Origin of the sequence: Isoptericola sp. NPDC019571, from assembly GCF_044389385.1 — a bacterium.
GTDB classification, from domain to species: Bacteria; Actinomycetota; Actinomycetes; order Actinomycetales; family Cellulomonadaceae; genus Isoptericola; species Isoptericola nanjingensis.
The window spans coordinates 89,755-112,938 of record NZ_JBIRXZ010000001.1; the positions used below are offsets into that span (position 1 = coordinate 89,755).

The 23,184-nt window shown below is 74.3% G+C and carries 24 protein-coding genes; 14 read left to right on the forward strand and 10 right to left on the reverse strand.

Annotated elements, in window-relative coordinates:
- Nucleotides 1-37: 37 nt before the first annotated feature.
- The 3 genes from hpaE to ACH443_RS00415 are packed head-to-tail and all read right to left on the reverse strand — an operon-like array spanning nt 38 to nt 3,728.
- Complete coding sequence (gene hpaE / locus ACH443_RS00405; RefSeq protein WP_430589165.1) at nt 38-1,549, reverse strand: 5-carboxymethyl-2-hydroxymuconate semialdehyde dehydrogenase; 1,512 nt, start codon at nt 1,547-1,549, stop codon at nt 38-40.
- Nucleotides 1,549-2,247, reverse strand: a complete 699-nt coding sequence (locus ACH443_RS00410; RefSeq protein WP_429765607.1) for a GntR family transcriptional regulator — start codon at nt 2,245-2,247, stop codon at nt 1,549-1,551. Before ACH443_RS00410 ends, hpaE begins: the two co-directional genes overlap by 1 nt.
- Nucleotides 2,244-3,728, reverse strand: coding sequence for a fumarylacetoacetate hydrolase family protein (locus tag ACH443_RS00415; RefSeq protein WP_430589166.1), 1,485 nt, complete (start codon nt 3,726-3,728; stop codon nt 2,244-2,246). Before ACH443_RS00415 ends, ACH443_RS00410 begins: the two co-directional genes overlap by 4 nt.
- Nucleotides 3,729-3,800: 72 nt before the next feature.
- Here ACH443_RS00415 and ACH443_RS00420 point away from each other — a divergent pair, with 72 nt between their 5' ends.
- Nucleotides 3,801-5,183 carry an MFS transporter gene (locus tag ACH443_RS00420; protein ID WP_430589167.1) on the forward strand — a complete coding sequence of 461 codons (1,383 nt, stop codon included), beginning with the start codon at nt 3,801-3,803 and terminating at the stop codon, nt 5,181-5,183.
- A gap of 25 nt (nt 5,184-5,208) precedes the next feature.
- On the opposite strand, the gene ACH443_RS00425 is transcribed toward ACH443_RS00420, so the two are convergent.
- Together ACH443_RS00425 and ACH443_RS00430 are read right to left on the reverse strand one after the other, a co-directional pair.
- Nucleotides 5,209-6,060 carry a hypothetical protein gene (locus ACH443_RS00425; protein ID WP_429765611.1) on the reverse strand — a complete coding sequence of 284 codons (852 nt, stop codon included), beginning with the start codon at nt 6,058-6,060 and terminating at the stop codon, nt 5,209-5,211.
- A 104-nt stretch (nt 6,061-6,164) separates the two neighbouring features.
- The gene (locus ACH443_RS00430; protein ID WP_429765612.1) at nt 6,165-6,869 is read right to left on the reverse strand and encodes an IclR family transcriptional regulator; all 705 of its coding nucleotides are present in this window, start codon (nt 6,867-6,869) and stop codon (nt 6,165-6,167) included.
- 130 nt (nt 6,870-6,999) lie between these two features.
- Between ACH443_RS00430 and ACH443_RS00435 the strand changes: the two genes are divergently transcribed.
- From ACH443_RS00435 to ACH443_RS00455, 5 genes are all read left to right on the forward strand, one after another.
- Nucleotides 7,000-8,892 (forward strand): FAD-dependent monooxygenase, encoded by a 1,893-nt coding sequence (locus ACH443_RS00435; RefSeq protein WP_430589168.1) that lies wholly within the window; start codon nt 7,000-7,002, stop codon nt 8,890-8,892.
- Nucleotides 8,893-8,936: 44 nt separating this feature from the next.
- Nucleotides 8,937-9,533: a gamma carbonic anhydrase family protein gene (locus ACH443_RS00440; RefSeq protein ID WP_429765615.1), complete on the forward strand. Its 597-nt coding sequence runs from the start codon at nt 8,937-8,939 to the stop codon at nt 9,531-9,533.
- A 22-nt stretch (nt 9,534-9,555) separates the two neighbouring features.
- Nucleotides 9,556-10,059, forward strand: coding sequence for a GNAT family N-acetyltransferase (locus ACH443_RS00445; RefSeq protein ID WP_430589169.1), 504 nt, complete (start codon nt 9,556-9,558; stop codon nt 10,057-10,059).
- Nucleotides 10,056-10,775, forward strand: a complete 720-nt coding sequence (locus ACH443_RS00450) for an alpha/beta fold hydrolase (RefSeq protein ID WP_429765619.1) — start codon at nt 10,056-10,058, stop codon at nt 10,773-10,775. Before ACH443_RS00445 ends, ACH443_RS00450 begins: the two co-directional genes overlap by 4 nt.
- Before the next feature lie 84 nt (nt 10,776-10,859).
- On the forward strand, nt 10,860-11,426 hold the full coding sequence (locus ACH443_RS00455; RefSeq protein WP_430589170.1) for a dihydrofolate reductase family protein: 567 nt from the start codon (nt 10,860-10,862) through the stop codon (nt 11,424-11,426).
- A gap of 8 nt (nt 11,427-11,434) precedes the next feature.
- On the opposite strand, the gene ACH443_RS00460 is transcribed toward ACH443_RS00455, so the two are convergent.
- Both ACH443_RS00460 and ACH443_RS00465 read right to left on the reverse strand, forming a co-directional pair.
- Entirely contained in the window at nt 11,435-12,907 is a 1,473-nt protein-coding gene (locus tag ACH443_RS00460) for a DUF222 domain-containing protein (RefSeq protein WP_430589171.1), read from the reverse strand.
- 339 nt (nt 12,908-13,246) lie between these two features.
- Entirely contained in the window at nt 13,247-14,911 is a 1,665-nt protein-coding gene (locus ACH443_RS00465) for a thiamine pyrophosphate-binding protein (RefSeq protein ID WP_430556308.1), read from the reverse strand.
- Nucleotides 14,912-15,153: 242 nt separating this feature from the next.
- On the opposite strand from ACH443_RS00465, the gene ACH443_RS00470 reads away from it, so the two are divergent.
- Entirely contained in the window at nt 15,154-15,480 is a 327-nt protein-coding gene (locus ACH443_RS00470) for an ArsR/SmtB family transcription factor (RefSeq protein ID WP_429765628.1), read from the forward strand.
- Complete coding sequence (locus tag ACH443_RS00475; RefSeq protein ID WP_430589172.1) at nt 15,458-15,952, forward strand: SRPBCC domain-containing protein; 495 nt, start codon at nt 15,458-15,460, stop codon at nt 15,950-15,952. The genes ACH443_RS00470 and ACH443_RS00475 overlap by 23 nt, the downstream gene beginning before the upstream one ends.
- Before the next feature lie 3 nt (nt 15,953-15,955).
- Here the strand turns inward: ACH443_RS00475 and ACH443_RS00480 are convergent, their stop codons facing one another.
- Complete coding sequence (locus ACH443_RS00480) at nt 15,956-17,272, reverse strand: alpha-L-fucosidase (RefSeq protein ID WP_430556306.1); 1,317 nt, start codon at nt 17,270-17,272, stop codon at nt 15,956-15,958.
- A 174-nt stretch (nt 17,273-17,446) separates the two neighbouring features.
- Here ACH443_RS00480 and ACH443_RS00485 point away from each other — a divergent pair, with 174 nt between their 5' ends.
- From ACH443_RS00485 to ACH443_RS00505, 5 genes are all read left to right on the forward strand, one after another.
- Nucleotides 17,447-18,355, forward strand: coding sequence for an amidohydrolase family protein (locus ACH443_RS00485; RefSeq protein ID WP_430589173.1), 909 nt, complete (start codon nt 17,447-17,449; stop codon nt 18,353-18,355).
- Entirely contained in the window at nt 18,352-19,134 is a 783-nt protein-coding gene (locus ACH443_RS00490) for an SDR family NAD(P)-dependent oxidoreductase (RefSeq protein WP_429765636.1), read from the forward strand. Before ACH443_RS00485 ends, ACH443_RS00490 begins: the two co-directional genes overlap by 4 nt.
- Nucleotides 19,135-19,139: 5 nt before the next feature.
- The gene (locus tag ACH443_RS00495) at nt 19,140-20,135 is read left to right on the forward strand and encodes an aldo/keto reductase (RefSeq protein WP_430589447.1); all 996 of its coding nucleotides are present in this window, start codon (nt 19,140-19,142) and stop codon (nt 20,133-20,135) included.
- A gap of 100 nt (nt 20,136-20,235) precedes the next feature.
- A complete protein-coding gene (locus tag ACH443_RS00500) occupies nt 20,236-21,111 on the forward strand; it encodes a fumarylacetoacetate hydrolase family protein (protein WP_430589174.1) in 876 nt (291 codons plus the stop codon).
- A 1-nt stretch (nt 21,112) separates the two neighbouring features.
- Nucleotides 21,113-21,562: an RbsD/FucU domain-containing protein gene (locus ACH443_RS00505; RefSeq protein ID WP_430589175.1), complete on the forward strand. Its 450-nt coding sequence runs from the start codon at nt 21,113-21,115 to the stop codon at nt 21,560-21,562.
- Here the strand turns inward: ACH443_RS00505 and ACH443_RS00510 are convergent.
- The gene (locus ACH443_RS00510) at nt 21,531-21,878 is read right to left on the reverse strand and encodes an STAS domain-containing protein (RefSeq protein ID WP_429765643.1); all 348 of its coding nucleotides are present in this window, start codon (nt 21,876-21,878) and stop codon (nt 21,531-21,533) included. The genes ACH443_RS00505 and ACH443_RS00510 overlap by 32 nt on opposite strands.
- Before the next feature lie 98 nt (nt 21,879-21,976).
- A complete protein-coding gene (locus ACH443_RS00515) occupies nt 21,977-22,675 on the reverse strand; it encodes a FadR/GntR family transcriptional regulator (RefSeq protein WP_430589176.1) in 699 nt (232 codons plus the stop codon).
- 100 nt (nt 22,676-22,775) lie between these two features.
- On the opposite strand from ACH443_RS00515, the gene ACH443_RS00520 reads away from it, so the two are divergent.
- A complete protein-coding gene (locus ACH443_RS00520; protein WP_430589177.1) occupies nt 22,776-23,141 on the forward strand; it encodes a nuclear transport factor 2 family protein in 366 nt (121 codons plus the stop codon).
- The last annotated feature ends 43 nt before the right edge of the window (nt 23,142-23,184 follow it).

Genomic DNA, 23,184 nt, shown 5'->3' on the forward strand with positions numbered 1-23,184 from the left:
GCGTCCTTGCTGGTCTCTCGCTGGTCGTCTCGGGCGGTCAGTGCTTGCCGAAGGTCGGGTTGTGGACCTTGCCGAGCGTGATGTGCACGGCCTGCTGGTCGGTGTAGAAGTCGATGGAGCGGTAGCCGCCCTCGTGGCCCAGGCCGGACGCCTTGACGCCGCCGAACGGGGTGCGCAGGTCGCGCACGTTGTTCGAGTTCAGCCAGACCATCCCGGCCTCGACGGCCTGGGAGAAGTTGTGGGCCCGCTTGAGGTCGTCGGTCCAGACGTAGGCGGCCAGGCCGTACTTCGTGTCGTTGGCCAGCTCGAGCGCCTCGGCGTCCGTGTCGAACGGCGTGATGGCGACGACCGGGCCGAAGATCTCCTCCTGGAAGATCCGGGCGTCGGGCTTCACGTCCGCGAAGACCGTGGGGGCCACGAAGTTGCCCGTCTCGAAGCCGTCTGGGCGGCCGCCGCCCGCGACGAGCCGGCCCTCGGTCTTGCCGAGCTCGACGTAGCTCATGACCTTGTCGAAGTGCTCCGGGTGCACGAGGGCGCCCACCTCGGTGTCCTTCTCGTGCGGGTACCCGACGCGCACGCGCTTCGCCTGGGCGGCGTACCGCTCGACGAACTCGTCGTAGACGGCGCGCTCCACGAGGATGCGCGAGCCGGCCGTGCAGCGCTCGCCGTTGAGGGAGAAGACGCCGAAGATCGTCGCGTCGATCGCAGCGTCGAGGTCGGCGTCGGCGAAGACGACGGCGGGGGACTTGCCGCCGAGCTCCATCGACAGGCCCTTGAGGTACGGGGCGGCGTTGCCGAAGATCAGCCGGCCCGTGCTGCTCTCGCCGGTGAAGGAGATGAGCGGCACGTCGGGGTGCTTGACCAGCGCGTCGCCGGCCTCCTCGCCCAGGCCGTTGACCAGGTTGAACACGCCCTGGGGCAGCCCGGCCTCCTCGAAGATCCCCGCCCACAGGGACGCCGACAGCGGCGTGAACTCCGCGGGCTTCAGCACCACGGTGTTGCCGGTGGCGAGCGCGGGCGCGAGCTTCCACGACTCGAGCATGAACGGCGTGTTCCACGGCGTGATGAGCCCGGCGACGCCGATCGGCTTGCGGTTGACGTAGTTGATCTGGCGGCCGGGCACCTTGTAGGTGTCGTCGGCCTGCGCCACGATCAGGTCCGCGAAGAAGCGGAAGTTCTCGGCGGCCCGTCGTGCCTGTCCGAGCGCCTGCGTGATCGGCAGGCCGGAGTCGAAGGACTCCAGCTCGGCGAGGCGGGCGTCGCGCGACTCCACGAGGTCGGCGATCCGGTGCAGCACCCGCGAGCGCTCCCGGGGGAGCATCTTCGGCCACGGGCCCTCGGTGAACGCGCGTCGGGCGGCGACGACGGCGGCGTCGACGTCGGCCTTCTTGCCCGCGGCGGCCTGGAGGTACGTCTCGTTCGAGACCGGGTCCAGGACGTCGAACGTGGCGCCGTCGAGGGAGTCGACGAAGCGGCCGTCGATGTAGTGCCGGATCGCGGTGGGCAGGTCTGCGGGACGGTGCGTCTGCTGCGTGGTCTGCTCGGTCATCACTTCTCCGAAGGGTCGTGCCGGTGGGACGCCTGGCGGGCGAGCACGGCGTCGAGGGTGTTGGTGCGGTGGTGGCGGGCGGCGAGCTCGACGTCGAGCGCGGTCGTGCGGCCCTCGCGGAGCCCGCCGATCAGGTCGAGGATCCCGTCGTGCTCGGCGACCGACTCGCGCGCGCGGCCGGGCACGAACGAGAACGACGAGTCGCGCAGCACGGTCATGCGCCGCCAGCCTCGGTGCACGAGGTCGAGGACGTGCGGGTTGGGGCAGGGCTCGAACAGCACCGCGTGGAACTCGAGGTTGAGCTCGGTGAACCGGTGCGGGTCGAAGTCGGCGAGGCAGCGGCGCATCCGCTCGTTGACCGCGCGCGCGGCGTCGAGCTGCGCGGCGGACAGGTGCGGCGCGGACAGCGCGGTGGCGAAGCCCTCGACCAGCGCGAGCGTCTCCATCGTGTGCTGGTACTCGGTCTCCTGGAGGAGGGCGACCTGCGCGCCGACGTTGCGCTCGAACGTCACCAGGCCCTCCGCCTCGAGGCGGCGGATCGCCTCGCGCACCGGGACGACGGACATGTCGAGCTCGCCCGCGAGCTGCGCCAGCACCAGCCGGTAGCCGGGCACGAAGCGCCCGTCCTCGATCCGCTCGCGCAGGTAGGCGTACGCCCGCTGGGACTTGCTCACGGAGACCGTGGCCGGGGTGCTCATCCGGCACCCCCGGCCGTCTCGCGCTCGTAGCGGGCGCGCCACTCGGCGTTCATCGGGAACAGCCCGTCGACGGGCGCGCCGGCGGCGACCTGCTGTGCGACCCAGGCGTCGGCGGCCTCCTGGGCCTCGGCCTCGGCGAGCACCTCCTCGACGAGTGCCGGCGGGATGACGAGGACGCCGTCGCCGTCGCCCACGACGACGTCGCCCGGCTGCACCGCGGCGCCGCCGCACGCGATGGTCACGTCGGTCTCCCACGGCACGTGCCTGCGGCCGAGGACGGACGGGTGCGGGCCCTGGGAGAAGACGGGGATGCCGATCTCGGCCACGGCGTCGGCGTCGCGCACGCCGCCGTCGGTGACGATCGCGGCCGCACCGCGGACGTGGGCTCGCAGCGCGAGCACGTCGCCCACGGTGCCGGTGCCGCGCTCGCCGCGGGCCTCGACGACGATGACCTCGCCGGGCTCGACGGCGTCGAACGCGTGCTTCTGGGCGTTGAAGCCGCCGCCGTGGGAGGCGAACAGGTCGGGGCGGAACGGGATCAGCCGCAGCGTGCGGGCCGTGCCGACGAACCGGTCGCCGGGGTGGTTGCCGAAGACGCCCTCGACGAAGACGTCGGTGTAGCCGCGCTTGCGCAGCGCCGCCGACAGGGTGGCCACGGCGACGCCGGCGAACCGCTCGCGCATCGCGTCCGTGAGCGTGAAGGCCGGCTCGGGCGCGGGGGCCGGCGTGCCCCAGGCTTCGGCCCGCTGCGTGTCGTCCACCGCCGGCTTCGACCCGAAGTCGCCGAACGTGCGCGTGCCGGCGGTGACCGTCGTGACGAGGCGGCCGCTGGTCGGGGCGCCGGGCGCCTCCGGGGCGTCCACCTCGACCTCGACGACCTGCCCCGGCCCGACGACCGACGACCCCGCCGGCGTGCCGGTGAGGATCACGTCGCCGGGCTCCAGGGTGAGGTGCTGGGACAGGTCCGCGACGAGGCGGCCGAGGTCGAACAGCAGCGTGCCGGTGGAGTCGTCCTGGACGAGCTCGCCATCCACCCAGGTGCGCACGCGCAGGCCTGCGGGGTCGACGTCGGACGCGGGGATCCAGCGAGGGCCGAGCGGCGTGTAGCCGTCGCCGCCCTTGTTGCGCAGGTTGGAGCCCTTGTCGGCGGCGCGCAGGTCGTAGAGGCCGAAGTCGTTGGCCGCGGTGACGGCGTCGACGTGGGACCAGCCGTCGGCGGGGGAGACCCAGCGCGCGGCGGTGCCGATGCGGATCGCGACCTCGCCCTCGAAGGCGAGGAGCTCCGTGCCGAGCGGCCGTTCGATCGTGTCCCCCGTCGCGGCGAGCGACGAGCCGGGCTTGAGGAAGTAGGACGGCTGGCTCGGCGTCCGGCCCCGCTGCGCTGCGCGGGACGGGTAGTTCAGGTGGACGGCGATGATCTTGCCGGGTCTGGGCTGGTCGTCGGTGACCACGGGCACCCCACTGTCGGTCGAGGCTGTCATGTCGTATCTCGGATGATATACGATCTCGCGAACTGCACCACCCCCGCGGACTGACAGAGAGGTCTTCCGGACATGACCACCGGCACCGCAGCCGTCCCCAGCGACACCGCACGTCGCGAGCTCCGACGCGTCGCCTTCGCGACCGTCATCGGCACCACCATCGAGTGGTACGACTTCTTCCTCTACGCCAGCGCCGCCGGCCTCGTGTTCGGCACGCTGTTCTTCGAGCCCGCCGGTCCCGGCGCGGCCACCCTGCTGTCGTTCGCGACCGTGGGGATCAGCTTCCTGTTCCGACCCCTCGGCGCGTTCCTCGCGGGCCACTTCGGCGACAAGATCGGTCGCAAGGCGATGCTCGTCGTCACGCTCATGCTCATGGGCGGCGCGACGACGCTCATCGGCGTCCTGCCCACGTACGAGTCCATCGGCATCGCGGCGCCCGCGATGCTCGTGCTCCTGCGCATCGTGCAGGGGCTGTCGACCGGCGGCGAGTGGGGCGGCGCGGTCCTCATGGCCGTCGAGCACGCCCCCGACGGCCGGCGGGGCCGCATGGGCGCGTTCCCGCAGATCGGCGTCCCCATCGGCCTGCTGCTGGCCTCCGGCATGCTCGCCCTCATGACCGGCGTGATCTCCCCGGGGGACGCGTTCGTCGAGTGGGGCTGGCGCATCCCGTTCCTGCTGAGCGTGGTGCTCATCGTCGTCGGGATCGTCGTGCGGCGGTCCGTCGAGGAGAGCCCCGTCTTCCTCGAGATCGCCGAGAAGAAGGCCGCCGCCAAGACGCCGATCCTCACCCTGTTCCGCAAGCACTGGCTGCTCGTGCTGCTCGCCGCGCTGACGTTCGCCGGCAACAACGCCGCCGGCTACATGACCACCGGCGGCTACCTGCAGAACTACGCGACGACGCCGCTCACCGAGGGCGGCCTGGTCGGCATGGACCGCACGCCGGTGCTCCTCGCCGTCGCGGGCGCGTCCGTCGTGTGGCTCGCGTGCACCTTCGCCGCCGGCGCGGTCTCCGACCGGATCGGGCGCCGGAACACGTACATCATCGGCTGGCTGGCGTTCCTCGCCACCGTGTTCCTGCTGTTCCCGCTGGTCGACACCGGCAACCCCTGGCTGCTGTTCCTCGGTGTGTCGCTGTTCGCCGTCGGCAACGGGTTCACCTACGGCCAGCAGGCCGCATACTTCGCGGAGCTCTTCCCCGCGTCGATCCGCTACTCCGGCGTGTCCATCACGTACGCGATCGGCGCCATCCTGGGCGGCGCCTTCGCGCCCACCATCGCGGCCTGGCTCGTGCAGACGACGGGCACCGCGACGTCCGTCGCCTTCTACGTCGCCGGCGTCATGGTGGTGGCGTTCGCCGCCACGCTGCTGCTGCGCGACCGCACCGGCATCCCCCTCGGCCCGGAGCACGAGGACGAGCAGGCCGCCAGCCCGGTCTACGGAATCTCGAGGGCCTGACGCCGGCGCCGCCGGACCGGCCCGGTCACCGCAGGTTCTTGCGCACGCTCAGGTACTTGCTCTCGGTGGCCGGGCCCCACGTCCCGGTCGCGGACACGGACAGCACCCGCTGCAGCGCGGCGACGGCCTTGTCGTGCGCGGCACGGGACTTCGGGCCCCACTTGCCGTCTGCGGTGACACCCACGGCGCGCTGCGCCGTCTTCACGCCGTAGGGGAACTTCGTGCCGTGCATGCGGGAGGCGGCGCGGATCGCCTGCAGGCGCTGGTCGGTGTTCGCGCCCCACAGGTTGTCGCGCTGGGCCAGGGGGAAGTGGGCCACCTCCTGCAGCCGCTGCGTGGTGCGCGAGCCGGCCGGCGCGAGCACGGTGCCGCGGCCGTAGTTCGACGTCGTGCCGACGTCGACGTGCACGTGGTTGCGGTGGCTGGCGGCCGACCCGACCGTCCCGTCCCGCGCGTAGATCACGCCCAGGCCCATCGAGTCCGCCACCTTGATCGCGGTCCGCGCCCGGGAGCGCTCCGAGGAGGGCGCTCCGGCGGGGCCGTAGTTGAGGTCCGCCGCCAGGCCGTCGTAGTGCCAGGAGCTCTTCGAGTGCGCCCCGCGCGTCACGCCGCCGTACAACGGGTGCTCGGAGACCCGGAACCCGTAGGCCCGTGCCCAGCTCAGGTAGTGCCGGAGCGTCGTGGACGAGCTCTTCTGGCGGCCGATGCCCAGGGCCAGCGGTCCCTCGACGGGCCGTGCGGCCGCTTCCGAGCGCTCGGGCGCCTGCGGAGCGGCGACCACGGGCGCCGCGCCGACCGGGGCGAGCAGGACGGCGCAGACTCCGGCGGCCGCGAGGATCCGGCGGGGCCGGGCGGGGACGGGGGGACGAGCACTCATGGACACCTCGCTCCTCGGTGGGACGGCGGGCTCCGCGGTGCATGGTCGCCCTGAGCCACCATGCATGGCCGGCGTCGGTTCTGCCAGGCGACGGTGTCCGGCCCTCAGCCGCCGAGGGCCTCCCGCACGGCGCTCGCCGACGCGGTGAGGCGCGCGGCGATCTGCTCGTGGTCGATCGGGCTGGCGACGTGCACCACCGCGACGGCCGCCGGCCCGCGCCCGCGCAGCGCGAGCGGCACCGCGACCGACTCGAGGCTGGGGATGACCTCGTCGTGGCTGGTGGCGAAGCCGCGCTCCGCGGCCTGGGCGACGGTGGCGATCAGCCCCTCGGGCGCGTCCGCCGGCCACTGCGCACGGGGGAGCAGCGTGAGGATCGCCTTGCCGGGCGCGCCGACCGTGACCGGGTGCCGGGTGCCGGGCCGCTGCGCCACGGGCGCGACGGCGTGCCGCGGCTCGACGCTGACGAGGGTCACGCACTCGTCGTGGTCGAGGACGGCGAGGAAGCAGGTCATCCCCAGCTCGTTCGCGACGGCGGTGAGCTCGGGGAGCGCCTCGGCCTGCAGGTCGTGGGCCACGCCCGCGGCGAGCGCCGCCATGCGGGCGCCGAGCGCGACGCCGCCGTTCGCGTCGCGCACCACGAGCCCGTGGTGCTCCAGCGTGCGCAGCAGCCGGTAGGCGATGGAGCGGTGCACCCCGAGCAGCCCGGCGACGTCGTCGATGGTCAGGGGCGCGCGGGCGTCGGCGAGGACCTCCAGGATGCGGATGCCGCGGCTGAGGGTCTGCGACGGGGGTGGGCCGGCGTCGGGCATCGTCGTCCTTCCGGTGGGTTACGCTGGATTCAATAGTAGAACGTCGTGTTCGAATATAGAACGCGATCGCAGCGAACGCCACGCTCGACACGGAGGTCGGGTCGCGCATCGACGACGATGAGGAGAGCTCGTGCAGTTCCACCACCACGGTTACGTCTCCGGCGACCCGCGGGTGCTGCCGCCCGCAGGCACCGGCGTGGACCGGCCCGACGAGCTGCCCGACGAGGTCGACGTGCTCGTCGTCGGCTCGGGCCCGGCGGGCATGCTGCTCGCCGCGCAGATGTCGCGGTACCCCGGCGTCACGACCCGCCTCATCGAGAGGCGCGAGGGCCGGCTGGTGCTCGGCCAGGCCGACGGCATCCAGCCGCGCAGCGTCGAGACCTTCGATGCCTTCGGCTTCGCGGAGCGGATCATCGCCGAGGCCTACAACATCGGCTGGATGAACTTCTGGGGCCCCGACCCCGAGAACCCGAAGCACATCGTGCGCACCTCGCGCACCGAGGACTACGGCCTCAAGATCAGCGAGTACCCGCACCTCATCGTCAACCAGGCCCGCGTGCTCGACTACTTCGCCGAGGCCGCCGCGCTGGGCCCCGCCCGCATCGTGCCCGACTACGGCGTGGAGTTCGTCGGCCTCACCGTGCACGAGGGGGACGAGCGCCCCGTCGAGGTGCGCGTCCGGTACGTGGGCGGCGTTCGCGCGGGGGAGGAGCGGACCGTCCGGGCCAGGTACGTCGCCGGGTGCGACGGCGCCCGCAGCGCGGTGCGCGAGGCGATCGGGCGCAAGCACGTCGGCGAGCTCGCGGCGCACGCCTGGGGCGTGATGGACGTGCTCGTCAACACCGACTTCCCCGACTGGCGCACCAAGTGCGCGATCAACTCCGAGGCCGGGAACATCCTGCTCATCCCCCGCGAGGGCGGGTATCTCTGCCGTGTCTACGTGGACCTCGGCGAGGTCGCCGCGGACGACCACCACCGGGTGCGCAGCACGCCGATCGAGGAGATCGTGGGGCGGGCCAACGAGATCCTCACGCCCTACGCCCTCGACGTGAAGGAGGTGGCCTGGCACAGCGTGTACGAGGTCGGCCACCGCGTGACCGACAAGTTCGACGACGTGCCCGACGGCGAGGAGCACCGCACCCCGCGCGTCTTCCTCACCGGCGACGCCTGCCACACGCACAGCGCCAAGGCCGGGCAGGGGATGAACGTGTCCATGCAGGACGGGTTCAACCTGGGCTGGAAGCTCGGGTCCGTGCTCACGGGCCTCAGCCCCGAGTCGCTCCTGGCCACGTACTCCGCCGAGCGGCAGCCCGTGGCGCAGCAGCTCATCGACTTCGACCGCGAGTGGTCCAGCCTCATGGCCCGCAAGCCCGAGGAGATCTCCGACCCGCAGGAGCTGGCCCACTACTACCTCGCGACGTCCGAGTTCCCGTCCGGGTTCATGACGCGGTACGAGCCGTCGGCGATCGTGGGAGGCTCCGCCCGGCAGGAGCTGGCCGCGGGGTTCCCGCTCGGCAAGCGATTCAAGTCCGCCGAGGTGACGCGCGTCTGCGACGGCAACGCCGTGCACCTGGGGCACCATGCCAAGGCCGACGGCCGGTGGCGGGTCTACGCGTTCGCCGACGCCGCCGCGCCGAGCGAGGGCTCCGCCCTGGACGCCTGGGCGGCCTGGCTCGCCTCGCCCGGGTCGCCCCTGGCCCGGTTCACCCCCGAGGGGTCCGACGTCGACGCCGTCCTCGACGTGAAGGTCGTCTACCAGCAGGCCTTCCAGGACGTCGACCTCGCGGCCGTGCCCGACGTGTTCCGCCCCCGGACCGGCCCGCTGGGGCTCGCCGACTGGGAGAAGGTGTACGCCGCCGGGCCCACCGTGTGGACCTCGGGCGACATCTTCGCGGAGCGCGAGCTGTCCCGCGACGGCGTGGTCGTCGTCGTGCGCCCCGACCAGTACGTGGCGCACGTGCTGCCGCTCGACGCCACCGACGAGCTCGCCGAGTTCTTCGCCGGGGTGTTCGTCGGCCGCTGAGCTATCGTCCCCAGGACGCTGACCGCGATCGAGGGGAGCAGGCCGTGCTCGTCCGCCACCGGGGGGTCGCCCCGTCCGTCCACCCGACCGCGTGGGTCGCCCCGACCGCCGTGCTCGTCGGGGACGTGACCGTCGCGGCCGGGGCCCGCGTGCTGCACGGCGCCGTCCTGAGCGCCGAGGACGGCGCCGTCGTCGTGGGCGAGGACAGCGTGGTCATGGAGCACGCTCTCGTCCGCGGGCGGGCCGGCCACGACGCGCGGATCGGTGCCGCCGTCCTGGTGGGCCCGCACGCCCACGTCAACGGCAGCGCGGTCGAGGACGAGGTGTTCGTCGCGACCGGGGCCGCGCTGTTCCCCGGCAGCCGGATCGGCACCGGGGCCGAGGTGCGCATCCACGGGGTGGTGCAGGTCAACACCGTGCTCCCGCCCGGGGCGCTCGTCCCGATCGGCTGGGTCGCGGTGGGCGACCCCGCGCAGATCCTGCCGCCCGACCGGCACGACGACATCTGGGCCGTGCAGCGCGAGCTCGACTTCCCCGGCACGGTCTACGGCGTGGGGCGCGACGTGCCGATGCGCGAGCTGATGCGCCGCCAGTCGGAGCTCTATGGTGCGCACCGCGACGACGAGGTGCTGCCGGGGTGACGCGTGGGCGATCATCGTCCGCATGACGCTGACGCTCCGCCCTCCACGGCTCGACGACGAGGCCGCGCTGCGGCGCATGCACGACCAGCTCGCGCCGGACGGGTTCACGTTCCTCCAGCACGGCGGGACGTGGGAGCAGGTGATCGCGGCCGTGCGTCGCGAGTCGCTCGGGGAGGACCTCGCCCCGGGGCGGGTGCGGTGCGACTTCCTCGTCGCCGAGGTCGACGGCGTCCCCGTGGGCCGGGTGTCCGTGCGGCACGAGCTCACCGACTACCTGCGCGCGATCGGCAGGCACGTCGGGTACGCGGTCGCGCCGGAGCACCGCCGCCGGGGGTACGCGACGGCGATGCTGCGGCAGTCCGTCGAGCTCCTCGCCGAGGGCGGCGTCGAGCGGGTGCTCGTCACCTGCGACGTCGACAACGTCGGCTCCGCCGCCGTCATCGAGGCGTGCGGCGGCGTGCTGGAGGACGTGCGCACGCGCGGCGACCAGACGAAGCGGCGCTACTGGATCGCCGCGGCCGGATGACCGACCTCCTGCGCGTGCGTGAGTGGGGCGAGGGGGACCGCACCGCGGTGCTGCTGCACGGCTTCATGGGGTCCGCGGACTCCTGGTGGCGGGTCGGACCTGCGCTCGCGGAGGCCGGCTGGCGGGTCCTCGCGCCCGACCTGCCCGGGCACGGCCGGTCCCCGCGCGACCCGCGGCTCACCGTGCCGCGGGCGGCGCGTGCCGTCGTCGCGACGCTCCGCGCGAGGACCGTCGTCGCCCCCGGGCTCGCCGTCGGCCACTCCTTCGGCGGGGTGGTGCTGGCCGCCGCGCGCGAGGAGCTGCGGCCCGCGCGGACCGTGCTGGTGGACGCCGTGCCCCGGTTCCACGGTGGTGGTGCCCGGGCGGCGCTGCTCGCCGGCTACGCCCGCGACCGGCGCGCCCGCACCGCGGACGAGCTGCGTCGCACCCGGCCGCACTACGGCGACGAGGACGTGCGCGTCGAGGCCGCGGCGGCGGACGCGTTCGACCCGGAGACCGGGGCGGCCGTCGCCTCCTCCGCCGACGGTGCGTGGCCGCTCCCGGACGGTGCCGTCGTGATCCGGGCGTCGCCGAGCGCGTTCGTCACCGACGAGGACGCGGCGGCGCTGGCGCGGGACGGGGTCGTGGTGCGCGACGTGCCGGGGGCGGCGCACTCCGTCTGGTACAGCCACTACGACGCGTTCATGGCGGCGCTCCGCGCGTCGTTGCCGGGCTGACCGGTCAGGCGGCGCGCGACGACCAGCCGCCGCGCCGATACTGGGGGCGACCAGGAGTGCCCAGCGGCCGAGGAGGGCCCGACGATGGCCGACCTGATGATCGACTACATCACCTCGCTCGACGGGTTCGGATCCGCCGACGGGTGGCCCGGCCTGTGGGGGATGGGCGGGCCGGACTACTTCGCGTTCCTCGAGGAGGACGGGCGGCAGGAGTTCACGACCCTGCTGGGCGCCACGACCTACCGGATGTTCGCCGAGTTCGCGGAGACCGGCGAGGAGGAGATGGCCGAGGTCACCGCCCGTCCCAAGATCGTGTTCTCCCGTACGCTCACCGAGCCGCTGGGTTGGGCGAACACCACCCTCGTCGCGGGTGACGCCGTCGAGGGCGTGCGTGCGATGAAGCAGGACGACGTCCCGCTCCGGACCATCGGCAGCCCCAGCCTGTGCCGTTCCCTGCTGCGGGCGGGACTCGTCGACCGCGTGCGGGTCGTCGTCTTCCCCGTCGTCAACGGTGCGACCGGCCACGACCGGCTCTACGACGGCTGGCCGGACGTCCGCCTCGAGCTCCTCGACAGCCGGACCCTCGACGGCCGCCTCACGCTGCTCGAGTACGCCCCGACCGTGCTGGACGGGCCGCCCGGCGCGGACTGAGCCGACCGTCAGAAGGGTGGCAGCCCAGGTTCGGGTGCCAGTGGTGCTGAGGGAGGGAAGTACCCCGCCCCGTCGGACACCGGCGCCTCGGTCGCGGACTCGCGTGCGAGATGCTCGGCTGCGGTGGCCCACTCGTCCAGGTGGTCGAGGGTGTGGTCGGCGGTGCCGGGGCTGATGAGGTAGGTGCGGCCGCGGGGTGAGGTCCAGGCCAGGACGCCGTGGTCGAGCTGTTCGACCTGCCAGCGCGACTCGTGCTTGAGCGTGTGGTGCTTGCGGCACAGCGAGGCGAGGTTGCCCGCGTCGGTGGCGCCGCCGTCGGCCCAGGCGGTGGTGTGGTCGACGTCGCAGCGGCGTGCGGGCACGCGGCAGCCGGGGAACCGGCACGTCAGGTCGCGCTGGGTGAGGAAGGCGCGCAGGTCGGTGGGCACGACGTAGCTGCGCCGGTCCACGGTGAGCATGGCGCCCATGACGGGGTCGGTCAGTACGCGCCGGAGCGTGGGGGCGCGCGCGACCAGGTGTCGGGCGGTCTCCGCGTCGATCGGTGTCGTGCCGTCCAGCAACCCGGATCCCTCGCCGGTGCCGGCCAGCGTGGTGACCGGCACCGTCACGTGCACCACGGGACGGATCGCGCGCGCCAGCGTGGCCAACGGGTCCGGCGGCAGGTCCGGTGGAGGGCCGGGTGGGGGTGGTTCGGGTGGGAGCAGGTCTGGAGGGAGCCGATCGGGCGCCCGGCCTGCGGGGCCGCGCCCCTCGTCGCCGAGCAGGAGGGCGGTCAGCGTGGCGGCGCGCAGCTGCCCCACCCCGCGTGGATCCCCGGCGTCCTTGGCGCGCGCGGCGGTGCGGGTCAACCGGTCGTGGATCGCGTGGGCGACCGGGGTGGGCAGGTGCGCGGTCAGCCAGGACATCCCGTCCTTGCCATCGTCGACCCACGCGTCCGCGCGCAGGGCCGCGGCCTCGTAGCGGACCTCCGCGGGCACCGGCTGCAGCCGGTCCCGGGCCGCGCGGGCCAGTGCCCCGAACCGCGCCGCCGTCAGGGCGGGAGCCCGATCCAGGACCGCCCGCTCGACCTGCGCGGCCACCGCGGCAGGCAGGTCGGCGACGGCGTCCGCAAGCTTCGACGCGTGCTGATAGGAGATGGCCCCCGCGCACAGCGCGTCCAGCGTCGCGGTCGCCTTCGAGGTCAGGACGTCCGCGTCCGCGAGCCACCCCTGCGCGACATGCTCGCTCACCCCGAGCGCGCACGCCACCTCCGCCACCAGCGCGCGGTGCGCGACCGAACCGCGGCGCTCCGCCGTCGCCGACCCGACGCGCTCCACGGTGACGTCGAGCATCGCCTCCGGGACCGCCGTCGCCGCCGCGACGACCTCGGCCAGCGCGACCGTGCGCCGACCCGCCGCCGCGTTGACCGCGGCCTGTGCGTCCGCGGCCGCGTCCAGGGCACCGTCCAGCCGCGAGGCGGCGATGCCCTGGCCTGTCGTCATGGAGCAAGTCAACCAGCCTCCACCGACACTTGATCGAACAGGCGTTCGATCTGTGGGAAATTCTGTGGAGGACGGCTGGCATGCCGGCGGTCAGGTCTCGGGATACACCTCGACGTCGAACTTGAGGAGGACGGGCCGTCCGTTCGTCATCCCCGCGCACTCGGGCCCGCCCGACGCCGTCCTGCCGCGCCGCTCGACCTCGGCCAGCACGGCGTCGTCGCTCGGCCGATGCCAGCCGCCCCGGAGGCGTGGACGATCCGCTGCGCCTCGGCGCGGTCGGCGACCTCCAGCTCGATCCGCATCGTCGGCATGGGGCCGGGCTAGATGCCGGCGAGTGGGTCAGCGGGTCCGGTTCACGCGCAGGATCTCCTCCTGGTACGGGGCGACGACGGTGGGGGACACGCGGCAGTCGAGCATGAGGAAGCGGCGCCGGTCGACGGGCTCGCGCGCCCAGGTGCCGAGGCGGTCGAGGTCGGCGAGGCTGCGCACGACGACGCCCTCCGCGCCGACGGCGGCGGCGAGCGCGGCGAAGTCGGTCTCGGGGATACGCATGGGCTCCTCGGCGAGGCCCTGGCGCCCGTAGACGTGCACCTCGGCGCCGTAGACGGCGTCGTTCCACACGACGGCGACGCCGCGGCCGCCCGCGGTGCGCACGGCGGTCTCGAGGTCGGCCAGGGCCATGAGCCCGCCGCCGTCACCGGTGGTGAGCACGACGGTGGCGTCCGGCCGGGCCGCGGCCGCGCCGGCGACGCTGGGGAAGCCCAGCCCGATGGACTGGAAGGCGGTGCCGACCATCATCATCCGGTCGGGCGACGCCACGGGCCAGTACATGTTGGCCCAGCCGATGAAGTGGCCGCCGTCGGACACGACCACCCGGTCGGCGGGGAGCAGCGCGCCGATGCGGCTCGCGACGCCGCGCGGGTCGAGGCGCCCGTCGGCGGCGAGGCCGTCGGCGGGCCCCGTGTCGTAGGTGCGGGCGGCGGCGACGTCCACGGAGTCGCGCCAGCCCGACGGCGCGGCGCCGAGGGCGCGCAGCTCGTCGAGCAGGGCGCCGGTGACGAGCGCGGCGTCGCCGCGGACGAACGAGCCCACGTGGCGGTGCGTCGCGGCCTGCGCGACGTCCACCTGGACCACGCGGGTGCCGGGGGAGAAGAGCTCGCCGAACCGCATCGTGAACTGGTTGAGCGACGCGCCCACGACGACGGCGACGTCCGCCTCGCGCACCAGCGCCATCGCGCCGTCGGCGCCGAACCCGCCGGCGACGCCGAGGTCGTACCGGCCGTCGGGGAAGACGCCGCGGCCCAGCGCCGTCGTCGTCGTGAGCGCGCCGGTGGCGTCCGCGAGCTCGCCCAGCGCCGTGCTCGCGCCGGCCAGCCAGGCGCCGCGGCCCGCGAGGAGCAGGGGGCGCTCGGCCCCGGCGAGGGCGTGCGCGAGCTCGGTGATCGCGGCGGCGTCGAACGGGCCGGCGGGCGCGAGCGGCCCGGGGAGGGCGGGCTCGGGCGCCTCGGGCACCGGGCCGGCCTCGAGCGCGGCGACGTCGTAGGGGATGGCCAGCACGACGGGCACGCGGTAGGTGAGCGAGTGCTCGACGGCGATCACGGTGGTCGCCGCGGCGTCCGCGCGGCCGACGGTATAGGTGCGCGCGCCGACGGCGGCGGCCAGCGCGATCTGGTCCACGTCCCACGGGCGGGGGCCCGACGTCGGCTCGTCGCCCGCGAGGAGCACGAGCGGCACGCGGGCCTGCGCGGCCTCGGCGAGCGCCGTCAACGTGTTGGTGAAGCCGGCGCCGTAGGTGACGGTCGCGGCGGCGATGCGGCCGGAGGCGCGGAAGTAGGCGTCGGCGGCGACGACGCCGCCGGCCTCGTGCCGGACGGCGGTGAACCGGGCGGCCGCGGTGCGCTCGACGTCGTCGAGGAACCAGGCGTTGCCGTTGCCCATGACGCCGAAGACGTGGTCGACGTGCTGGGCGAGGGTGCGGGCGACATGCGCGGACACGGTGGGCACGGGGCCTCCAGGGGAACAGTGACGGATGAGTGGTGCGGTCCGTATGTGTCCCGTGCGGTCCCGACGCCGGGTCCGACGTGCTGGCTGTGCAGCGTGACTGCCGGTGACCGGGCTGCCGTGCGCCCCTTTTTCGAGCGCAAGGCGGCGCGGGTCCGCCTCGACGCCGCGAGTATATCCACCGGTCGGGCGCGATCTTCGACGGGGTCTTGTGGGGGCGTACCGTCAGGCGTAACTTACCGTAAGTGGCTACTGACATATCGGGATTCGCCGCCCTGGCGGACCCCACACGGCGCGAGATCTACGAGCGCGTCGCGGCCCGGCCGTCGTCGGTCGGGGAGCTCGCCGCCGGGCTGCCCGTGAGCCGCCCGGCCGTCTCGCAGCACCTGCGCGTGCTCAAGGACGCCCGGCTGGTCGCCGACGAGGCCGTCGGCACCCGCCGCGTCTACCGCGCCGACCCCGAGGGGCTCGCGATGCTCCGCGAGTACCTGGACCTGTTCTGGCGCCGTTCGCTCGACAGCTTCGCCTCCGTCGCAGAGGAGACCTTCCATGACCACCCCGACCCGACCTGAGACGGACGCCGGCCCCCACGCCGTGTCCGTGGCGGTGGACGTCGCCGCCCCGCGCGCGCACGTCTTCGACGTGTTCACGCGGCAGACGTCGACCTGGTGGGACCCGGACCACCACCTCCTCGACGACACCGTCGACATGGAGGTCGACCTCCGGGCCGGCGGCTCGATCACCGAGGTCGACGCCGCGGGGAACCGCTGCACGATCGGCCGCGTGCTCGTCGTCGAGCGCCCCGCGCGGTTCGCCTTCACCTGGGACGTGTCACCGCGCTGGGAGGTCGAGACCGACCCCGCGCGCTGCAGCGAGGTGCACGTCTCGTTCGTCGCGGTCGACGAACGCCGCACCCGCGTCGTCCTCGAGCACCGCCACCTCGGACGGCACGGGGACGGCTGGAAGGGGATGCGGGACGCCGTCGGCGGCGCCGACGGCTGGGCCGTCGACGTGCGACGCCTGGCGGAGGTCGCGGGCGCCTGACGGCTACCGGTCGAGGAACAGCTCGATCACCGGCACGGCGACGTCGGGCCGTGCCGTGGGCAGGTGCAGCGTGAGCGTGCCGGGCGGCTGCCCGCCCGGGTTGGTGTTCCATGCCTTCTGGTCCGGGTCGGACACCGACGTGCGCAGCTCGGAGCCGTCGTGCAGCAGCTGGGCGTAGCGCACCCGGTCGGCGAGCCCGCGCAGGTGGACGTGCCCGAAGGGCCACGCGAACAGGTGGACGTAGAGGCGGTCGTCGCGCTGCGTGAGCACGGCGCCGGGCGGCAGGCCGGGGGCGACGGCGGCAGCCAGGTCGGGGTCGGCCGGGCCGGCGCCCCGGATCGAGCGCCCGTGCAGGCGGGTCCACGCCCCGAGCGCGGCGAGCGTGGCGGCGTCGCGGGCAGGCACCGCGCCCCGGCCGTCGGGACCGACGTTCAGGAGCAGGTTGCCGCCCTTGGACACGGTGTCGACGAGCATGCGCACCAGGAGGTCCGGGTCCTTGAACCTCGTGTTGTCGCGGTCGTACCCCCAGCTGCCGTTGAGGGTCTGGCAGGCCTCCCAGACGACGAGCTCGCCCGCGGCGTCGCGCATCGGGGCGTCCGGCTGGTACTGCTCGGGGGTGACGAGGTCGCCGGGGATGCCGAGGCGGTCGTTGACCACGGCCTGGGGCTGCAGCTCGCGGACCATGGCGAGCAGGCCCTCGGCGTCCCAGTCCTCGGGGCGCTTGCCGGGCCAGCCGCGCCGGTCGCGGGTGTCGGTGAAGTCGAAGAAGACGTAGTCGACCGGCCCGTACCCGGTGAGCAGCTCGCGCACCTGGGCGTGCAGGTACTCGCGGTAGCGGGCCATGTCGCGGCCGTCGTTGAGGGCGTGGGCGTCGGGGTCGTCCCGGCGGGGGTGGTCGGCGTCGACCGTGTAGTCGGGGTGGTGCCAGTCGAGGAGCGAGTGGTAGAGCCCCAGCCGCAGGCCCTCGGCACGGACGGCCTCGGCCAGCTCCGCCACGAGGTCGCGCCCGCGGGTGCGGGCGATGCTGTAGTCGCTGACGGCGGAGTCCCACAGGGCGAAGCCGTCGTGGTGCTTGGTGGTCAGCACGACGTACCTCATCCCGGCGTCCTTGGCGGCGCGCACGAGGGCCCGCGCGTCGAACAGGTCCGGGTCGAACACCTCGGCGTAGCGTGCGTACTGCTCGACGGTCTGCTTCTCGAAGCTCATCACCCACTCGTGCCGGGCGGCCGCGGAGTAGAGGCCGAAGTGCACGAAGAGGCCGAAGCGGGCCTCGGTGAACCACGCCTGCTCGGGGCGCAGGGGCGGGGCGGCCGTGGTCATGCGGATCACTCCTCGTCGAGCGGCGGGGCCGGCTCGGGAGCCGGTCGAGTCGTGCACACAGAGATATGACGTCTTCGTGTGCGATCTGAGGATACTCGGGGCCGACGGGGCTGGCGCAAGCGGATGGAGCGCCTATACATTGGATGAATCAGTCCGCAGGCCGAGGGAGTCCGGATGTCCGACGTCGTCGTCGACGCGCACCACCACCTGTGGGTCCGCGCGCGGCACCCGCAGGACTGGATCGACCCCACGACGATGGCGGCGATCGACGCCGACTTCACCGCCGCCGACCTGCCCGCCGCGGCGCACGACGTCGACGCGACCGTCGTCGTGCAGAGCGTGAGCACCTGGGCAGAGACCGACGACCTGCTCGACGTCGCCGCCTCGCCCGAGGGGCGCGCGGCGCGCATCGCCGGCGTCGTGGGCTGGGCAGACCTCTTCGATCCTGCGCTCGAGGACCGCCTCGCCGCGCTGCGCGAGGGCCCGGTCGGTGACCGCCTCGTCGGGATCCGCACGATGGTGCAGGCCGAGCCCGACCCGGGCTACCTCGACCGCCCCGACGTGCACGCCGGCATCGCGGCCGTCGGCGCGGCAGGCCTGCCGTTCGACCTCGTGGTCCGCGCCGACCAGCTCGCGTCGTGCGGCCGACTCGCCGCCGCCCTGCCCGACACCCGGTTCGTGCTCGACCACCTCGCCAAGCCGCCGCTCGCGGCGCTGCCCGACGTTCCGGCCGCCCTGGACGCCTGGCGCGCCGACCTGGCGGCGCTCGCGGCCCGCCCGAACGTCGTCGCGAAGCTGTCCGGGCTGGTCACGGAGGCGCGCTGGGACTCCTGGACCACGGCGGACCTGCGCCCCGCCGCCGACCACGCGCTCGAGGTCTTCGGTCCCGACCGCCTCCTGCTCGGCAGCGACTGGCCCGTCTGCCTCCTCGCCTCCGGCTACGGGCGCTGGTGGGCCGCCGCCGATGAGCTGCTGGAGTCCCTGTCCGACGACGAGCGCGCCGCCGTGCGAGGCGGCACCGCCGTCGCCACCTACGGCCTCGCGGTCGACCACCTCACCACCCGCACGAAGGAGCACCCGTGAGCACCGCCCCCCTCGAGAACCCGCCGGAGTTCGCCGGCATCCGCGCGATCGTGACCGGGGGCGCGTCCGGCATCGGCGCGTCCGTCGTGCGCGCCCTGCTCGCCCGCGGCGCCCAGGTGGTCGCGATCGACCGCACGCGGGACGGCGTGCCCGACGGCGCCGGCGCCCAGGTCGCCGACGTCACCGACGACGCCGCGGTGCGCGCCGCCGTCGAGGGCGCGGCCGCCGAGATGGGCGGCATCGACGTCGTCGTGAACAACGCCGGGATCGGCGCGCAGGGCACGGTCGCGGACAACGACGACGCCGAGTGGCTGCGGGTGCTCGACGTCAACGTGCTCGGCATCGTCCGCGTGACGCGGGCGGCGCTGCCGCACCTGCGCGCGTCGGAGCACGCCGCCGTCGTGAACACCGCCTCGATCGCGTCGTGGTCCGGGCTGCCGCAGCGCGCCCTGTACTCCGCGAGCAAGGGTGCCGTGCAGGCGCTCACCCTCGCGATGGCGGCCGACCACGTGCGCGAGGGCGTCCGCGTGACCTGCGTGAACCCCGGCACCGTGGACACGCCGTGGGTGGGGCGGCTGCTCGATGCCGCCCCCGACCCGGCCGCCGAGCGCGCCGCGCTCGCGGCCCGCCAGCCCACCGGGAGGCTGGTGAGCCCGGAGGCCGTCGCGCACGCGGTCTGCTACCTCGCGAGCCCGCTCGCGACCGCCACCACCGGCACCGCGCTCGCCGTCGACGGCGGCATGCACGAGCTGCGCGTGCGCCCGCCGGAGCAGGCGTGAGCGCGCTGCCCTCCCGGGAGGTCCGGGCGACCGGGGTCCGGCTGACCGGCCTCGGCTACGGGGCGGCGCAGGCCGGCAACCTCTACCGGGCGACGACGGACGCGGAGACCCAGAAGGCGGTCGACGCCGCGTGGGACGCGGGCGTCCGCTACTTCGACACGGCGCCGCACTACGGGCTGGGTCTGTCGGAGCGGCGGCTCGGCGCGAGCCTGGCCGGCCGCCCGCGGGACGAGTACGTCGTGTCGACGAAGGTGGGGCGCCTGCTGGTGCCCTCCCCGGAGACGGCGCACGCGAAGGACCCGGACATGTTCGACGTGCCCGCCGCGACGCGGCGGGTGTGGGACTTCTCCCGCGACGGCGTGCTGCGGTCGCTGGAGGCGAGCCTGGAGCGCACCGGCCTGGACCGGGTCGACGTCGTGTACCTGCACGACCCGGACGACCACGAGGAGCAGGCGTTCACCGAGGCCGTCCCGGCGCTGGTGGAGCTTCGCGACCAGGGCGTCGTCGGCGCGATCGGCGCCGGGATGAACCAGTCCGCGATGCTCGCGCGGCTCGTCACCGAGGCGGACGTGGACGTGGTGATGTGCGCGGGCCGGTTCACGCTGCTGGAGCAGCCCGCGCTGGCCGACCTGCTGCCGGCGGCCGCCGCGCGCGGCGCCTCCGTCGTCGTGGCCGGCGTGTACAACTCCGGGCTGCTGGCCCGCGACGTCGTGCCCGACGACGCGACCTACGACTACGCCCCGGCGCCCGCGGCCCTGCTCGACCGCACGCGCCGCATCGCCGCCGCGTGCGCCGAGCACGGCGTCACGCTGCCGCAGGCCGCGCTCGCCTACGTCCGCACCCACCCCGCGGTGACGAGCACCGTGGTCGGGCTGCGCACCGCCGACCAGGTGCGGCAGGCCGTGGACCGGCACGCCGCCGTCGTCCCCGCCGACCTGTGGGCCCACCTGGTGGGCCGGGGGCTCCTCGCCCCCGAGGCCCACCCCGACGCCTTCGCGTGACGTCCCGTCCGTCCCGCCGCCCGCATGGCGGGACGGATGTGACCGGGACGCGACCCGGGCGCATGATCGAGGCGCCCCCCAGAGAGAACAGAGGACATCGATGCAGCTGCTCCGCCTGGGCCCGGTGGGCCAGGAGATCCCCGCCGTCACCACCGACGGCGCCACCTACGACCTGCGACCGCTGACCGGCGACGTCGACGGCGGCTTCCTCGCCGCCGACGGCATCGCGCGTACGCGCGCCGCCCTCGCCGCCGGCGAGCTGCCCGTGCTCGACGGCGCGGACGGCCTGCGCCGCGGTGCCCCGATCGCGCGGCCCACCGCCGTCGTGTGCGTGGGCCAGAACTACGCCGCGCACGCGCGGGAGTCGGGCGCGGAGTCGCCGCGCCTGCCGATCATCTTCTTCAAGCACCCGAACACGGTGGTCGGCCCCGACGACGCCGTGCCGATCCCGCCCGGCTCGGAGAAGGTCGACTGGGAGGTCGAGCTCGCGATCGTCGTCGGGAAGCAGGCGAGCTACCTGCCGTCGCCCGAGGCCGCGCTGGCGCACGTCGCCGGGTACACCGTGGTGGACGACGTGAGCGAGCGGGCCTGGCAGCTCGACGACTCCCTCGGCCAGTGGTCGAAGGGCAAGTGCGGCCCGGCGTTCCTGCCGACGGGCCCCGCGCTGGTGCCCGCCGACGAGGTGGACACGAGCGACCTGCGCCTGCGCTCGTCCGTCAACGGCGAGCCTCGCCAGGACTCGTCGACGACGGACATGATCTTCGGCGTCGCCGAGATCGTGCACCACCTGTCGCAGTACATGACGCTCGAGCCGGGCGACCTGATCTGCACCGGCACCCCCGAGGGTGTCGCGCTGTCCGGCCGGTTCCCGTACCTGGCCGACGGCGACGTCGTCGAGGTCGAGATCGACGGCCTCGGCCGCCAGCGGCACGCGTTCGCCGACGCGCGCGTCCCGGCCGCGGCCACGCGGGGCTGACGTGCTCCGCTACGAGCTGTTGCACCCGGGCCTCGTCGCGGCGCTCGCCGCGGCGGGGCACGGGTCGCGGGTGCTGCTCGCCGACGCGAACTACCCGCACTCCACGGGCGCCCGGCCGGGCGCCGCGCGCGTGCACCTCAACCTGCGGCCCGGCCTGCTGACCGTGGACCAGGTGCTCGAGGTGCTGCTCGACGCCGTGCCCGTCGAGTCCGCCGCCGTCATGGTGCCCGGCGGTGTGGCGGGCGACGTCGTCGCCGCGGGGGAGGAGATCCCCGCGCACACCGGCTACCGGGCGATGCTCGGGGCCGACGTCGGCTGGGACGAGCTGGACCGCTTCGCGTTCTACGACGCCGCCCGGTCCGACGACGTCGCCCTGCTGGTCGCCACGGGCGACCAGCGCGTCTACGCCAACCTGCTGCTCACGATCGGGGTCCGGACCCCGTCCGCGTAGCGTCGTCGAGGGGCTCCGCCGGGTCGGCGTCCACGAAGTCGACCAGCATGTCGAAGCTCATCATCTCGAAGATGTCGCGGACCAGCTGCGGAGCGCCGACCACCCGCGGGTGCGGGCCGTTCTCGCACGCGAGGACCACGAGGCGCACGCCGGAGGAGTCGATGAACGTGACCCTGCGCATGTCGAGGGTCTTGCGGCCCTCGCCCGCTGCCTCCAGCGTGGCGTAGACCTCGTGGGCGACGGCGACGTCGATCTCGCCCCACATCTCCCACCGGAGTCCGTCGTCGCTCAGGTTGATACCACCGTGGGTGGCCATGATCCGTTCCTCTCGCGCGCGTCTCCTGCTGGTGACCGGTGGCTTGATCGCAGGCGAGGCCCAGTCTAGGTGCGGCCACCGGAGGCTGACCCGCGGGGTCAGTCCTCGGTGGCCTCCGGGCCGGGGAGGGTCTCCTCGACGTCGAGGAGGTGCGCGGCCATGCGCACGCGCGCGGCCTCGGCGTCGCCGGCGGCCAGGGCGCGCCAGACGGCCTCGTGGTCGCGCTGGGTGCGGGCCTCGGCACCCTCCTCGTGCAGCCCCCGCCAGAGCCGCTCCCGGGCGGTGCGGCCGGCGATGGCCTCGACGAGGGCGGTGACCACGGGGTTGCCGCCCTGGTCGGCGACGATCCGGTGGAACGCGGTGTCGGCCTCGATGAAGGCGGCGTGGTCGATCTCGTCCTGCGCGAGGGTGCTCGCCGCTTGCTCGAGCACGACGCGGGCCTCCTCCAGCGCCGCCGGGGTGATGCGGTGGGCGGCCAGGCCGGCGGCCTCGGTCTCGAGCACCCGCCGGACGGCGTGGAAAGGGCGCGCGCTGGTGTCGCCGTGCAGGTCCACGACGAACTGCAGCGAGGACATGAGCCGTGCGGGGTCGAGGCTGGTGACGTACGTGCCGTCGCCCTGGCGGGTGTCGAGGACGCCGAGCACGGTGAGGGCGCGCACCCCCTCACGCAGGGAGCCGCGGGAGACGCCGAGCCGGTCGGCGAGATCCTTCTCCACGGGGAGCCGGTCGCCGGGGCCGAGCTCGCCGCCGGTGATCATGCGGCGGACGCCGTCGACGACCTCATCGGTGCGGGACATGCCCTGGATTATGGCCCAGTTCCCGCACGGGTGCACCGATTCCTCCGATGAATCCGGGGCCGTCCGTGCGTGGGCCCGCCGCGGTCCGTAGCCTGGCGCGATGGCAGACCTCACGCTCGACCGGCTGCTGGACCTGGAGCGCCAGGGGTGGGACGCGCTGTGCCGGAGCACCGGGGGCGCGTTCTACGGCGACCTCATGACGCCCGCCGCGCTCATGGTGCTCGTCGACGGCTCGGTGCTCGACCGCGACGCCGCCGTCGCCTCGCTGGACGGTGCGCCGCCGTGGGACTCCTACGACCTGCGCGACGCGCGCCGCGTCGGTCTCCTGGACGGCGCCGCCGCGCTCGTCTACCGCGCGCGGGCTCTGCGCGGCGACGACCCGCCGTTCGTCGCGCTCATGGCGAGCACCTACGTCGTCGTCGACGGCGAGCCCCGGCTCGTGCTGTACCAGCAGACAGCGCTGTGAGCGGGCGTCTGGCCCTGTCTCCCGACGGAGACGGGGCCAGACG